Source organism: Streptomyces sp. G45 (genome assembly GCF_049542095.1).
GTDB lineage: Bacteria > Actinomycetota > Actinomycetes > Streptomycetales > Streptomycetaceae > Streptomyces.
Window position 1 is genome coordinate 1334610 of record NZ_JBMUZU010000001.1, and the last position, 13220, is coordinate 1347829.

Below are 13220 nucleotides of genomic sequence, written 5' to 3' on the forward strand. Positions count from 1 at the left end.
GTATCAGCGAGGCCACCGCCCCGGGATCCCGCCACGCCACGCATTCGGCCATGACACGGCTTGATCGCGTCGCTCACCGGCCTCCGCGCGGAGGGTGGCGCCCTGTCACACGGGGGCGCGTGGGCTCAGCCCATGGCTTCCGACGGCATGTCAGACGACACGAGATCCGCAGCGACCGTGGAGCCTCCTGAAGCGGCCTGGTGAATCACGATTCGACGGGCAAGCCAGTCGATGAAGAAAAGGCCCCTCCCACCTTCCGAGACGCCGGTTGAGCTCTTCAGCCGGGGAAGGCCGTCTGCTTTCCCTTCATCTGTCACAGACACGGTAACCCCTCGGCCTGACACCGCGAGCGCCAGAAGAACACGGCCGGATTCCCTCCCGCTGGCGGTGTGCTGAATCGCGTTCACGAACAGCTCAGTCGCGACTAGCTCTGCGTATGCGACGAACTCTCCATCGGTCACAAAATGTGTGCTGTACAGGATTTTCCGCATCCAGCAGCGCGCCAGGAAGGCCTCCGTCGGAAGTCCCGGGAACTTGCGTTCCCAGACCTGACAGTCCGCCTCCTCGTGCAAGTCCCTCCAACGCGGGCACAGAAGCCCATCCGGGACACCCTCCTCCACACACAGGCATCGCAGAAGTCCCGCACCTGCCATAGCGCAATCCCCTTGCATCGCAACGAAATTGACTCGCAGGCGCCCCGAGGCCCTATCCGGAGATGTCTTTGCTAGCATCCCCATCAGCCACGGAAAGAAGGAACTCCCCGCGTCAGCGGGGGTGGCCCCGGCCCAGGTGCGCCGGTCGTACTGAGCCGTCCTTGGTCCCCGCGAGTGCGGGGCTTCCCTCTCTCCAGAGAGGCCAATAGTCGCGTACACCCCCTTGAAGAAGCAGAGAAGGACGGCACAGTACGGCCGTGCCCACCTCGGCCGCGAGAAAATGGTGCCTTTCTCGCGGCCGAGGTGGGCACGGCCTCTCAACCGCACCCACCTCGGCCGATTCCTAAACCTCTCCCCGTCCTCCTTCAGCCCCGACTTCAGCCCCGATACGTCTCCAGCAACCGCAGCCACACCTCGCTGATCGTCGGGTACGCGGGCACCGCGTGCCACAGGCGGTCGATGGGGACCTCGCCCGCGATGGCGATCGTCGCCGAGTGGAGGAGTTCGCTGACGCCGGGGCCGACGAAGGTGGCGCCGAGGAGGATCTCGCGGTCGAGGTCGACGATCATGCGGGCGCGGCCGCGGTAGCCGTCGGCGTACAGGCCCGCTCCGGCGACGTTCGCCAGGTCGTAGTCGACGGCCCGCACCCGGTGGCCCGCCTCCTCGGCGGCGGCGAGGGTGAGGCCCGCGGAGGCGGCCTCGGGGTCGGTGAAGACGACCTGCGGGACGGCCGCGTGGTCGGCGGTCGCCGCGTGGGCGCCCCAGCGGTCGCTCTCCAGGAGCGGCACCCCCTGGGCGCGGGCGGCGATCGCGGCGCCCGCGACGCGCGCCTGGTACTTGCCCTGGTGCGTCAGGAGCGCCCGGCGGTTCACATCACCCACCGCGTACAGCCAGTCGCTGCCCTCGACGCGGCAGCTGTCGTCGACGGGCAGCCACTGGCCGGGTTCGAGGCCGACCGTGTCCAGGCCGACGTCGTCGGTGCGCGGGGCGCGCCCGGTGGCGAAGAGCACCTCGTCGGCCTCGACGGTGCCGCCGCCGTCCAGCTCGACGGTGACGGTGGCGCCCGCGCGGCGCACCCCGGTCACCGACGCGCCCGTGCGCACGTCGGCGCCCGCCTCGCGCAGCGCGTCGGCGACCAGCTCGCCCGCGAACGGCTCCATCTTCGGCAGCGGCCCGTCGCCGCGCACCAGGAGCGTCACCCGGGAGCCCAGGGCCTGCCAGGCCGTGGCCATCTCCACGCCGACGACACCACCGCCGACCACGGCGAGCCGCTCGGGCACGTGGTCGGCGCTGGTGGCCTCCCTGCTGGTCCAGGGCCGGGCGTCGGCGACGCCGGGCAGGTCGGGGACGACGGCGCGGCTGCCGGTGCAGACGGCCACGGCGTGCCGGGCGGTGAGCGTCCGTACGGTGCCGTCGGCGGCGGTGACGGTGACCCGGCGGGTGCCCGCGAGCCTGCCGAGGCCGCGGTACAGGTCGGCGCCGATGGAGTCCAGCCAGCCGACCTGGCCGTCGTCCTTCCAGTGGGAGGCGTAGTCGTCGCGGTGCGCGAGGACCGCGGGCGCGTCCAGCGGGCCCTCGACCAGCTGCCTGAGGCCCGGTACGCGGCGGGCGTCGGCGCGGGCCGTGACCGGGCGCAGCAGGGCCTTGCTGGGCATGCAGGCCCAGTACGAGCACTCGCCGCCGACCAGCTCGCTCTCCACGATCGCCGCGCTCAGCCCGGCCGCGCGCACCCGGTCGGCGACGTTCTCGCCGACGGGTCCGGCGCCGATGACCACGACGTCGTACGGAACTGCCTCGGTGTCGGCCGCGGTGGCGGGGGCGGTGGGACTGGTGTCGCCCTCGGGGGTGCCCGGGGCGTGCGGGGATCGCGTCATAGGGACAGTCTGGTGCCAGGTGTGCGGCGTGGCCACACGGGTACGCGCGCGGAATACGGCCGCCGCCGCGGCCGTTGTGCACGACGGCTTCACCCCACATCAGGAAGAGGGACGCATCATGAGCAGCACGACCGTGGAGCTCACGAAGGAAAACTTCGACCGGACGATGACGGAGAACGACTTCGTCCTGATCGACTTCTGGGCGTCCTGGTGCGGTCCGTGCCGCCAGTTCGCGCCCGTCTACGAGAAGGCCGCCGAGGACAACCCCGACCTGCTGTTCGGCAAGGTCGACACGGAGGCCCAGCCGGAGCTGGCGGCCGCCTTCGGCATCCAGTCCATCCCGACGCTGATGATCGTCCGCGACCAGGTCGCGGTGTTCGCGCAGCCGGGCGCACTGCCGGAGGCCGCGCTCACCGACGTCATCGGCCAGGCCCGCAAGCTGGACATGGACGAGGTCCGCAAGTCCGTGGCCGAGCAGCAGGCCAAGGAGTCCGGCCAGGGCCAGTGACGGGCGCGGAGCGCTAGCTGGAGTCGCGGTGCACGACGCTCGTGCCGAGGACGTCGTGCACCTCCGGTCGTGTGCCGGGCTCGCGGACCGCGCGGTCCACCAGCTCGGCCAGGCCCCGGCCCGAGGGCAGCTCGATCCGTATGCTGCTCAGCCGCGGGCGCAGCAGGCGGCCGAGCATCAGGTCGTCGGCGCCGACCACCGCGGTGTCCCCCGGGACCCGTACTCCCTGGTCCTGGAGGGCGCGCATCAGGAGCATCGCGTACTCGTCGTTGTACGCGAAGACCCCGTCGAGCCCGAGTTCCGGCCAGCGCGCGGCGAGGCGGGCGGCGGAGTCCTCCCCGTAGGCGAGGGGCAGCGCGGTGACCTCGCCGCCGCCCGCGGCGCGCACGGCGGCGCGCACGCCGTCCAGGCGGGGCCGTGAGAAGGGTTCGAGGCCCGGCTCCTCCGGGACGACGACGCCGATGCGCCGCCGCCCGCGCGCCAGCAGGTGCTCGGCGGCGCTGCGGCCGACGAGGCGCTGGTCCATCAGCAGGGCGTGCGCGCCCTCGGCGCGCTGCGGCCCGAGGGTGAACACGGCCTTGGCGCCGGAGCGCTTCAGGACGGCGACGCCGCGGGCGCCGAGCGCGGTGGCGTCGGGGGCGAGCACGGCGACGGGCCGCAGCTCGGCCCAGGCGCGGGCGGCCTCCTCGCCGCGCAGGCCCAGGCTGCCGTACTGCACGACCGTGTAGTCGAACCGGCTCAGCGCCCACTGGAGTTCGAGCAGGAAGCGGCTGAACAGCGGGCCCACCGGGATCTGCGGCGTGGGCATGAGCACCATGCGGGTGTGCCCGGCGCGCAGGCTGCGGGCCGCGGCGTGCGGGACGTAGCCGAGTTCCTTGGCCGCCTGGTGGACGCGGCGGCGCGTGGGCTCGCTGATCCGGACGGCGCTGGTGTTGTTCAGGACGTAGCTGACCGTCGCGCGGGAGACCCCCGCGAGGCGGGCCACGTCGGCACTGGTCGGTACGGCGTGCGGGACGGGCGGCGGGTCCTTGGGGGATCCTGCGGCGGGCGGTGCGGCGGGACGTCGGGGGTCGCGGGGGTCGCGGGGCCCGACGTGTCCGGCGCCGGTTCAGGAGCGGGTTGCTGCTGGGGTATCTGCACCATGACGATGACAATCCTTGCAGACTTCCCCGGGGCGCACCCAGGCGGGCGCGGGGGCGCTGCCGGGCAGGCACCGGGGCACGGCCGCGCACGGCGTCCCTCCTGGTGGCCAGGGTGGGGGCCCACGCCGCCCCCGCGCGTCGCGTTTCGGGTGGCGGCGTCTTCGTGGGCCCTCCGGCGTTTCGGGCGCGGCCGCGAGGTTACCGTTCGGTCATGACCGTCGATCGTGCCGAAGGCCTCGCCGAGACCGCCCGTGCCCTCGCCGAAGGCGAGGTGACGGCACGGGAGTTGACCGAGCGGACGCTGGCCAGGATCGAGGCGGCGCAGCCGCTGGTGAACGCGTTCCGCCTGGTCCGTCCGGAGGCGGCGCTGGCCGAAGCGGACGCCGCCGACCGCCAGTTGGCCGCGGGCCTGCGCGCGCCCCTGCTGGGCGTGCCGCTGGCGGTGAAGGACGACACGGACGTCGCGGGCGAGCCGACGGCGTTCGGCTGCCCCGGGGAGTTCCCGCCGAAGGCCAGGGACTCGGAGGCGGTGCGCAGACTGCGGGCCGCGGGCGCGGTGATCGTCGGCAAGACGAACACCTGCGAGCTGGGGCAGTGGCCGTTCACGGAGGGCCCCGCGTTCGGCGAGACCCGCAACCCCTGGAACACCGGCCACACGCCGGGCGGTTCGTCCGGCGGCTCGGCGGCGGCGGTCGCCGCGGGCCTGGTCCCGGCGGCGCTCGGCTCGGACGGCGCGGGCTCGGTGCGCATCCCCGCGGCGTGGACGCACCTGGTGGGCATCAAGCCGCAGCGCGGCCGCATCTCGACCTGGCCGTGGCCGGAGGCGTTCAACGGCATCACCGTCAACGGACCGCTGGCCCGCACGGTCGGCGACGCCGCGCTGCTCCTCGACGCGGCGAGCGGCAACCACGCGGACGATCCGCACCAGCCGCCCGCGATCCGCGCCGTCGAGGCCGCGACGCGCGAGCCGGGGAAGCTGCGCGTCGCGCTGTCGCTGCGCACGCCGTTCACGGCCACGCCCAAGCGGCTGCACCCGCTGGTGCGGAACAAGGTCGTGGACCTCGCCAACCGCCTGGCCGCGCTCGGGCACGACGTCGAGGAGGCCGATCCGCGCTACGGCCAGATCGGGCTCGCCTTCGTGCCGCGCGCCACGGCGGGCATCGCGGACTGGGTGCGCGAGGTGCCCGACCCGTCGCTCCTGGACCCGCGCACCAAGGAGGCCGCGCGCCTCGGGCGGCTGCTGAGCGGCGCCCCGCTGCGGCTCTCGCGGCGCGCGGAGGCGACGCTGCACCGCCGCGTGGGGGCGGTGTTCGACACGTACGACGTGGTGCTCGCGCCCACCACGGCGACGCCGCCGCCGCGCGTGGGCGCCCTGGCCGAGCTGAGCGGCTGGCGCACCGACCAGGCGATGATCGCCGCGTGCCCGTACGCGTGGCCGTGGAACGTGCTCGGCTGGCCGGGTGTGAACGTGCCCGCGGGCCGCGTCGCGGGCGGCCTGCCCGTGGGCGCCCAGTTCCTCGGGCCCGCGGGCAGCGAGCCGCTGCTGCTGTCCCTGGCGGCGCAGTTGGAGGACGACCGCCGCTGGTACGAGCAGTGGCCCCAGCCGCCCGCCGACGCGCGGGGCGCCCCGGAGGGCGGCGCGACACGCCCTACTGGCACGTGACCCGGGAAATCCCCGTGCGGCGCGGCCCGTCGGCGTCTACCGTCGGCGGCGTGCAGCTCTACGAAATCCACATCCACGGATGCGCCGACATGGACGCCGCGCTCGCGCTCCAGGAGCCGCTGGCGCGGCTGCTGTGTCCCGTGGAGGACCACGAGGGGCCGTGCGAGGTGCCGTGGGGCTTCACCCTGGGCGAGGACGGCTCGCTGGTCCTCGGCATCTACGCGAGCGCGGCGAAGGCGGCCGAAGTCACCGACCGCGTACGGGCGTTCGTCGGCAGCGCGCACCCCGCCACCCTCCAGGACGCCACGAGCGACGCCTTCGACGAACTCATGGGGCAGTACGAGGTCGAGCGCGGGTCCGGCGAGGGCTGACGCCCGCCCGGCGGTCGGCACCCGGGTCGCCCGGCACCGCTCAGGTCCGCTCGGGTCCGCTCAGCTTCTCTCAGGTCCGCCCTGGTCCGCTCAAGGTCCGCTCAGGTCCGCTCCCCCGCGAACGCCGCCTCGAAGGCCCCCCGTGTGGTCGCGCCCCGCGTGCGGTCGAGGACGGCGAACGTGACGTGCCGGAAGCGGCCCGCGAAGCGGCCGTGCAGTTGGGTGTGGAAGGCGGCGGCGACCTGGGCCGGGTCGTTCTGGAAGACGCCGCAGCCCCAGGCGCCCAGGACCAGGCGGTCGTAGCCGCAGGCCGCCGCGGTCTCCAGGACGCGGGCGGCGCGGCGCGCGAGGGCCGCGGGCAGGGCGACGGCCCGGTCGGGGCTGCGGCGGCGGACCACTCCCGCGTTCGGCGCCGCCGAGGTGAGGAAGCCGGTCGCGAACGGCGCGTCGAGGAGCGCCCCGCGGTCGTCGCGGAAGACGGGGACGGCGGGCGTGTGGATGACCCGGTCGCTGTAGAGCGGGTCGCGGTCGGCGCGGTGGTGGTCGTAGAACCCGCGGGCCTCGGTCAGGCAGGCGTACAGGGCGGAGGCGCGGCACAGCGCCTCCTCCTGGGCCTGGGCGCCGTTCAGGAAGCCGCCGCCGGGGTTACGGGCCGACGCGAAGTTCAGCACGGCCACCGGGTCGGGCGCGGCGGCGGTCAGCCGCCGGGCCGCCTCCAGGCTGGACTCACCGGTGACCTCGACGACGGCGTCGGCGGCGGCCGGGGCCGTCTCGTGGAACGGCACGGCGACGGGCTCGGGGCCGAAGAGCCGCGTCCCGGCGCGCGCGGCGGCCACCGCGTCGGCGAGCGGCACGCGCCGCCCGCCCGGCGTCCGGTAGCCGCCCGCGGCGACGATGGCGACGGTCTCCCGCGCGATGCCGCGCAGCCGGGTGCTCACGGCCGCCCTCCCGCGCCATAACGAAACGTTTCGGCCACGTCGGGCGCGCTCGGCGCCCCCGCCTCATACTGGAACATGTCCCCCGTGTGGTGCATGGAAGAGATGGTCGTGCGCGCCCCCTGTTCACCGCAACACCATTTACCGGCCACCGGTCGCCGTCTTGTGCGAAATAACCGAAGGGTCTTGGGTGTTACGAGCGCTGCGCCCGCGCACCTGGCGCGGGCAGCCCGGAACAGGAGGATCCCCGACATGCCCGAGGGAGACTGTACGGAACCTCGCGGGCGCCCAGGCGACACCGTCACCGAGGCCGAGGTCGAGGCCCTGGTGCACGGCATCTGCTTCAAGAACGGGCCGCCCACCAGCACCGGAGTCGAGCTCGAATGGCTCGTCCACGACCGGCGCTCCCCGCACCTTCCCCTGTCGTCCGCCCGCGTCGAGACCGCCCGCGCGGCCCTGCGGACCAAGCCCCTCCACTCGGTGGTCACCGTCGAACCCGGCGGCCAGCTGGAGCTCAGCTCGCTGCCCGCCGCGTCGCTCATGGAGTGCGTGTCCGGCGTCACGGCCGATCTGGCCGTCGTCCACGACACCCTCGCCCCCCTCGGCCTCACCCTCACCGGCCTCGGCGCCGACCCGTGGCGCGCCCCGACGCGGGTGCTGCGCGAGCCGCGCTACGAGGCGATGGAGTGCTGGTTCGACCGCACCGGCCGCGCGGGCCGCCGCATGATGTGCTCCACGGCGTCCGTGCAGGTGTGCCTGGACGCCGGGTACGAGGAGCCGGGGCCGCTCGGTTACGCGCGGCGCTGGCGGCTGGCGCACCTGCTCGGCCCGGTCCTGGTCGCCGCGTTCGCCAACTCTCCCTTCCAGGAGGGCCGTTCGACGGGCTGGCGGTCGACGCGGCAGGCGGTGTGGGCGGGCATCGACCCCGGCAGGTCGGGCGCGCCCGCGCTCGACCAGGAGCCGCGCGCGGCCTGGGCGCGGCACGCGCTCGACGCGCCGGTGATGTGCGTGCGCACCGCGGACGGCGACGGGGCGCCCTGGCTGGTGCCCGAGGGCCTGAGCTTCCGGTCCTGGGTGCGCGGCGGCCAGCCGCGCCCGCCGACGCGCGCGGACCTCGACTACCACCTGACCACCCTGTTCCCGCCGGTCAGACCGCGCGGGCACCTGGAGCTGCGGATGATCGACGCGCAGTCCGGCACGGACGGCTGGGTGGTGCCGCTCGCGGTGACCTGTGCCCTGTTCGACGACGCGGAGGCCACGGAGACGGCGTACCGCACGGTGAAGCCGCTCGCCGAGCGCGCGGGCCCGACGCCCGCCCCGCACAGCCCGCTGTGGCTGGACGCGGCGCGCCACGGCCTCGCCGATCCGGAGCTGCGGGAGGCGGCGGCGGTGTGCTTCGCCGCCGCGCTCGACGCGCTGCCCCGGCTCGGCGCCGCCCCGGAGGTCGTCGCCGCGGTCGCGGCGTACGCCGACCGGTATGTGGCGCGGGGCCGCTGCCCCGCCGACGACCTGCTCGACGCCGGGCCGCTGGAGGGACCACCCGTCAACGGTGCACCGGCCCCCGGGAAGGAGATACGCCGATGACCGGATCGACGACCGGGCCCGTGCCCGGCTCCACGGCCGACCCCGAGGCGCTGCGGGAGCGGGCGCTGGCCGCCCTGCTGGCCGCGCGCGAGCGCACCGCGCACCTCACCTCCTGCGTTGACGAAGCCGAACTGACCGCGCAGCACTCGCCGTTGATGTCTCCGCTGGTGTGGGACCTGGCGCACATCGGCAACCAGGAGGAGCAGTGGCTGCTGCGCGCGGTGGGCGGCCGGGACGCGCTGCGGCCCGAGATCGACTCGCTGTACGACGCGTTCGAGCACCCGCGGGCCACTCGTCCCTCCCTTCCGCTGCTCGCGCCCGACGAGGCGCGCCGCTACGCCGCCGAGGTGCGCGGACGCGCCCTCGACGTCCTTGAGCGGACGCCGTTCCACGGCTCGGCGCTGACCGACGCGGGCTTCGCCTTCGGGATGATCGCCCAGCACGAACAGCAGCACGACGAGACGATGCTGATCACCCATCAGCTCAGGGCGGGCGCCCCGGCGCTCACCGCGCCGGACCCGGTTCCCGCCGAGGCGTTCGACGGGCCGGACGAAGTGCTGGTGCCCGGCGGCCCGTTCACGATGGGCACGTCCACCGAACCGTGGGCGCTGGACAACGAACGCCCCGCGCACCAGCGCCTGGTGGCGCCGTTCTTCCTGGACACGACGCCGGTGACGAACGCCGCGTACCAGCGCTTCATCGACGACGGCGGGTACACCGAGCCCCGCTGGTGGCACGAGCGCGGCTGGGCCATGGTGCGCGAGCAGCGCCTGGCCGCGCCGCTGTTCTGGCGGCGCGAGGGCGACCAGTGGCTGCGCCGCCGCTTCGGCCGCGTCGAGCCGGTGCCCGCCGACGAGCCGGTGCTGCACGTGAGCTGGTTCGAGGCGGACGCCTACGCGCGCTGGGCGGGACGGCGCCTGCCCACGGAGGCCGAGTGGGAGAAGGCCGCCCGGCACGACCCGCGCTCGGACCGCTCGCTGCGCTACCCGTGGGGCGACGAGGACCCGACGCCCGAGCGCGCCAACCTGGGCCAGCGGCATCTGCGCCCGGCCCCGGCGGGCAGCTTCCCACGGGGCCAGTCGCCGCTCGGGATACGCCAGTTGATGGGTGACGTGTGGGAGTGGACGGCCAGCGACTTCCTGCCCTATCCGGGGTTCGTCGCGTTCCCGTACCGCGAGTACTCGGAGGTGTTCTTCGGCGGCGACTACAAGGTGCTGCGCGGCGGCGCGTTCTCCGTCGACGCGGTGGCGTGCCGGGGCACGTTCCGCAACTGGGACCATCCGGTGCGGCGGCAGATCTTCTCCGGCTTCCGCACGGCCCGCGACGCCACGGCCGCCGAGCTGGCGGAGCTGGTCTGATGTGCCGTCACCTCGCCTTCCTCGGCCCGGCCGAGGCGCTGGGGGCGCTCCTCGTGGAGCCCGCGCACAGCCTGTTCCGGCAGTCGTGGGCACCGCGGCGGCAGCGGTACGGGACGGTCAACGCGGACGGCTTCGGCGTGGGCTGGTACGCCGACGGCGACCCGGTGCCCGCCCGCTACCGGCGCGCGGGCCCCATCTGGGCCGACGCCTCGTTCGCCGACCTGGCCCGCGTGGTGCGCTCCACGGCGGTGCTCGCGGCGGTGCGCGACGCCACGGTGGCGGGCGCGGACGGGGAGGCCGCGGCGGCGCCGTTCGCCGCGGGCCCCTGGCTGTTCAGCCACAACGGCGCCGTGTCCGGCTGGCCGGGCTCGCTGGCGCCGCTGGCCGCCGCGCTGCCGCCCGCCGATCTGCTGGGCCTTGAGGCGCGCTGCGACTCGGCGCTGGTGTGGGCGCTCGTCCAGGACCGGCTGCGGCGCGGCGCACCGGCACCGGAGGCGCTCGCCGACACCGTCGCGGACGTGGCCGCCGCCGCGCCGGGATCGCGCCTGAACCTGCTGCTCACCGACGGCGCCACGATCGCGGCGACGGCCTGGGGCGACACCCTCTGGTACCGGTCCGGGCCCGGCCGCCGCACGGTCGTGGCCTCCGAGCCGTACGACGACGACCCGCGCTGGCGCGAGGTGCCCGACCGCACCCTGCTCGCCGCCGGTCCCTCCGACATCCTGCTGACCCCGCTCAAGGAGCCACCCGAGTGAGCCCGTTCCTGCTGACCCGCACCCTGCCGGAGGACGCCACCGACGCCGCCCTGCGCGCCGACGTCCTGCACGGCCTGACCTGTACGCCCAAGTCCCTGCCGCCCAAGTGGTTCTACGACGCGCGCGGCAGCGCCCTGTTCGACGAGATCACCACCCTGCCCGAGTACTACCCGACGCGTGCCGAGCGGGAGATCCTGCTGGCGCGCGCCCCGGAGATCGCCGCGGCCACCGGCGCGCGCACGCTGATCGAGCTGGGCTCCGGCTCGTCCGACAAGACCCGGCACCTCATCGACGCGCTCACCTCCCTGGAGACGTACGTCCCGGTCGACGTCAGCGAGTCCGCGCTGCGGGGCGCGGCGAACACGCTGCTCGCCGACCGGCCCGCGCTCGGCGTGCACGCGCTGATCGCGGACTTCACCGGGGGCCTCGCGCTGCCCGGCACCCAGGGGCCGCGCCTGGTGGCGTTCCTCGGCGGCACGGTGGGCAACCTGCTGCCTCAGGAGCGCGCCGCGTTCCTCTCCTCGGTCCGCGCCATGCTGTCGCCGGGCGACGCGCTGCTGCTCGGCACGGACCTGGTGAAGGACGAGGCGGTCCTGGTGGCGGCGTACGACGACGCGGCGGGCGTGACCGCGGCGTTCAACAAGAACGTGCTGCACGTCATCAACCGCGAGCTCGGCGCGGACTTCCAGGCCGACGCGTTCGCGCACGTCGCGGTCTGGGACCGGGACAACGAGTGGATCGAGATGCGGCTGCGCTCGCGCGTGGCGCAGACCGTGAAGGTGCAGGCCCTGGACCTGGCGGTGGACTTCGAGCGCGGTGAGGAGCTGCGCACGGAGATCTCCGCGAAGTTCCGCGAGGAGGGGGTGCGGCGCGAACTGGCCGTGGCGGGGCTTGAGTTGACGCACTGGTGGACCGACGCGCGAGGTCGGTTCGCGCTGTCGCTCGCGACGGCGGCCTGACCGGGGCGGGCGGGGGCGCGCCGCCCCGCCCGTCGGCCGGTGCTCAGTGGCTGTCGAGTTCCTCGGTGATCCTGCGGGACGCGGCCTTGGCCGCGGCGGCCGGGTCGGCGCCGCCGAGGACCTTCGACATGTACGTCTTGATCGGGTTGTCGGCCTCGACTGCGGCCCACTGCGGGGACTTGGGGGTCGCCCGGCCGCGGGCGGCTCCCTTCGCCATCGCGGCGACCCCGGCCTCGCCGGACACCGCGTCGGCGAGCTTCGCCTTGTTCGGGACGTAGTCCATGGTGCGGGCCAGGTCCTTCTGCCACTTCTCCCCGGCGAGGGCCTTGACGACCTCGACGGCGCCCTTGCGCTCGTCGGTGCCCTCGCGGATCACCAGGTCGGAGCCGCCGGTGACGACCGCGCCCGGCTTGTCGGCGCTCTTGCCGGGGATGGGGAAGTAGCCGAGCTTGCCCTTCAGCTTGGGGTTGGCCTCCTCGATGGCGCGTGCCGTGCCGGGCACGGCGATGATCTGCGCGACGTCGCCCTTGGCGAACACCCCGGCCTGCGGCGGGTGTTCCTCGTCGGCGTCCCGGGGGCCGTCGCCGAGCGCCTGGAGCTGGCGGTAGAAGTCCATGCCGCGCAGCGCGGCCGGGGTGTCGAGGGTGCCGCGCCAGGTGCCGTTCTTCTCCTTGGCGAGGTCGCCGCCCTCGTCCCAGATGAACCCGGACAGCGTGTACCAGTCCTGTCCGGCGAGGTAGATGCCCTGGCTGGTGCCGTTGTTGAGCCGGGCGGTGGCGGACAGCCACTGCTGCCGGGTCTTGGGCGGCTGCTTGATCCCGGCGTCGGCGAAGAGGTCCTTGTTGTAGATGACGACGCGGTTGGCGGCGTACCAGGGGATGCCGTACTGCGCGTTGTTGTAGCTGCCGGGCTCCGCGAGGCCCGGCAGCCAGTCGTCCATGCCGAGGTCGCGCGCGGACTCCAGGGTGAGGTCCTCCAGGCGGCCCTGGTCGACGTACTGGGCGACCTGGGTGTTGCCGACCTCGATGACGTCGGGCCCGTCGTCGTTCTTCAGGGCGCGCTGGACCTTGGGGCCGATGCCGGTCCACTCCTGGATGCGGACGTCCAGGTCGTAGTCGCCGTGCTCCTTCTCGAACTCGTCCGTGAACCGCTTGATGAACTCGTCCGACGCGCTGCCCTTCATCAGCCAGACGGTGACGGTGCTCTTGTCGTCGCCGCCGGGCAGGACGCCGCAGCCGGGCAGCAGGGCGGTGACGGTGAAGGTCAGGGTGAGGGAGAGGGCGATGCGGCGGTGGCGGGCGTTCACGTCGGTCACTTTCTGCCTGCGGACAGGGCTGACTGGGGTAGGGCCCGACGTGGGGAAGAGCACGTGCTCGAACGGGTATGCGGGATTTTGGTATGGACTTTGACAGAGGTCA

At 74.3% G+C, this 13220-nt stretch carries 12 protein-coding genes; 7 read left to right on the forward strand and 5 right to left on the reverse strand.

The window, feature by feature from the left end; translation table 11 throughout:
* Window positions 1-125 precede the first annotated feature (125 nt).
* Entirely contained in the window at window positions 126-620 is a 495-nt protein-coding gene (locus tag ACOBQU_RS05365; protein ID WP_423624753.1) for an ATP-binding protein, read from the reverse strand.
* 410 nt (window positions 621-1030) lie between these two features.
* Window positions 1031-2527, reverse strand: a complete 1497-nt coding sequence (locus ACOBQU_RS05370) for a dihydrolipoyl dehydrogenase family protein (RefSeq protein WP_423624754.1) — start codon at window positions 2525-2527, stop codon at window positions 1031-1033.
* A 118-nt stretch (window positions 2528-2645) separates the two neighbouring features.
* On the opposite strand from ACOBQU_RS05370, the gene trxA reads away from it, so the two are divergent.
* Entirely contained in the window at window positions 2646-3035 is a 390-nt protein-coding gene (gene trxA, locus ACOBQU_RS05375; protein ID WP_423624755.1) for a thioredoxin, read from the forward strand.
* A gap of 13 nt (window positions 3036-3048) precedes the next feature.
* On the opposite strand, the gene ACOBQU_RS05380 is transcribed toward trxA, so the two are convergent.
* The gene (locus ACOBQU_RS05380; protein ID WP_423624756.1) at window positions 3049-4020 is read right to left on the reverse strand and encodes a LacI family DNA-binding transcriptional regulator; all 972 of its coding nucleotides are present in this window, start codon (window positions 4018-4020) and stop codon (window positions 3049-3051) included.
* 368 nt (window positions 4021-4388) lie between these two features.
* Between ACOBQU_RS05380 and ACOBQU_RS05385 the strand changes: the two genes are divergently transcribed.
* Both ACOBQU_RS05385 and ACOBQU_RS05390 read left to right on the forward strand, forming a co-directional pair.
* Window positions 4389-5840 (forward strand): amidase, encoded by a 1452-nt coding sequence (locus tag ACOBQU_RS05385; RefSeq protein ID WP_423624757.1) that lies wholly within the window; start codon window positions 4389-4391, stop codon window positions 5838-5840.
* A 50-nt stretch (window positions 5841-5890) separates the two neighbouring features.
* Window positions 5891-6211 (forward strand): hypothetical protein, encoded by a 321-nt coding sequence (locus tag ACOBQU_RS05390; protein WP_423624758.1) that lies wholly within the window; start codon window positions 5891-5893, stop codon window positions 6209-6211.
* A gap of 101 nt (window positions 6212-6312) precedes the next feature.
* On the opposite strand, the gene ACOBQU_RS05395 is transcribed toward ACOBQU_RS05390, so the two are convergent.
* Window positions 6313-7149, reverse strand: a complete 837-nt coding sequence (locus ACOBQU_RS05395) for a TIGR02452 family protein (RefSeq protein WP_423624759.1) — start codon at window positions 7147-7149, stop codon at window positions 6313-6315.
* Between the two features lie 249 nt (window positions 7150-7398).
* On the opposite strand from ACOBQU_RS05395, the gene egtA reads away from it, so the two are divergent.
* Genes egtA through egtD form a run of 4 tightly spaced genes read left to right on the forward strand, consistent with a single transcriptional unit; the run spans window position 7399 to window position 11802 of the window.
* Window positions 7399-8730, forward strand: a complete 1332-nt coding sequence (gene egtA / locus ACOBQU_RS05400) for an ergothioneine biosynthesis glutamate--cysteine ligase EgtA (RefSeq protein ID WP_423624760.1) — start codon at window positions 7399-7401, stop codon at window positions 8728-8730.
* Window positions 8727-10088, forward strand: a complete 1362-nt coding sequence (gene egtB, locus ACOBQU_RS05405) for an ergothioneine biosynthesis protein EgtB (protein ID WP_423624761.1) — start codon at window positions 8727-8729, stop codon at window positions 10086-10088. Before egtA ends, egtB begins: the two co-directional genes overlap by 4 nt.
* Window positions 10088-10843, forward strand: a complete 756-nt coding sequence (egtC, locus tag ACOBQU_RS05410; protein WP_423624762.1) for an ergothioneine biosynthesis protein EgtC — start codon at window positions 10088-10090, stop codon at window positions 10841-10843. The genes egtB and egtC overlap by 1 nt, the downstream gene beginning before the upstream one ends.
* A complete protein-coding gene (egtD, locus tag ACOBQU_RS05415; RefSeq protein ID WP_423624763.1) occupies window positions 10840-11802 on the forward strand; it encodes an L-histidine N(alpha)-methyltransferase in 963 nt (320 codons plus the stop codon). Before egtC ends, egtD begins: the two co-directional genes overlap by 4 nt.
* 43 nt (window positions 11803-11845) lie before the next feature.
* On the opposite strand, the gene ACOBQU_RS05420 is transcribed toward egtD, so the two are convergent.
* Complete coding sequence (locus tag ACOBQU_RS05420; protein WP_423624764.1) at window positions 11846-13117, reverse strand: extracellular solute-binding protein; 1272 nt, start codon at window positions 13115-13117, stop codon at window positions 11846-11848.
* Between the last annotated feature and the right edge of the window lie 103 nt (window positions 13118-13220).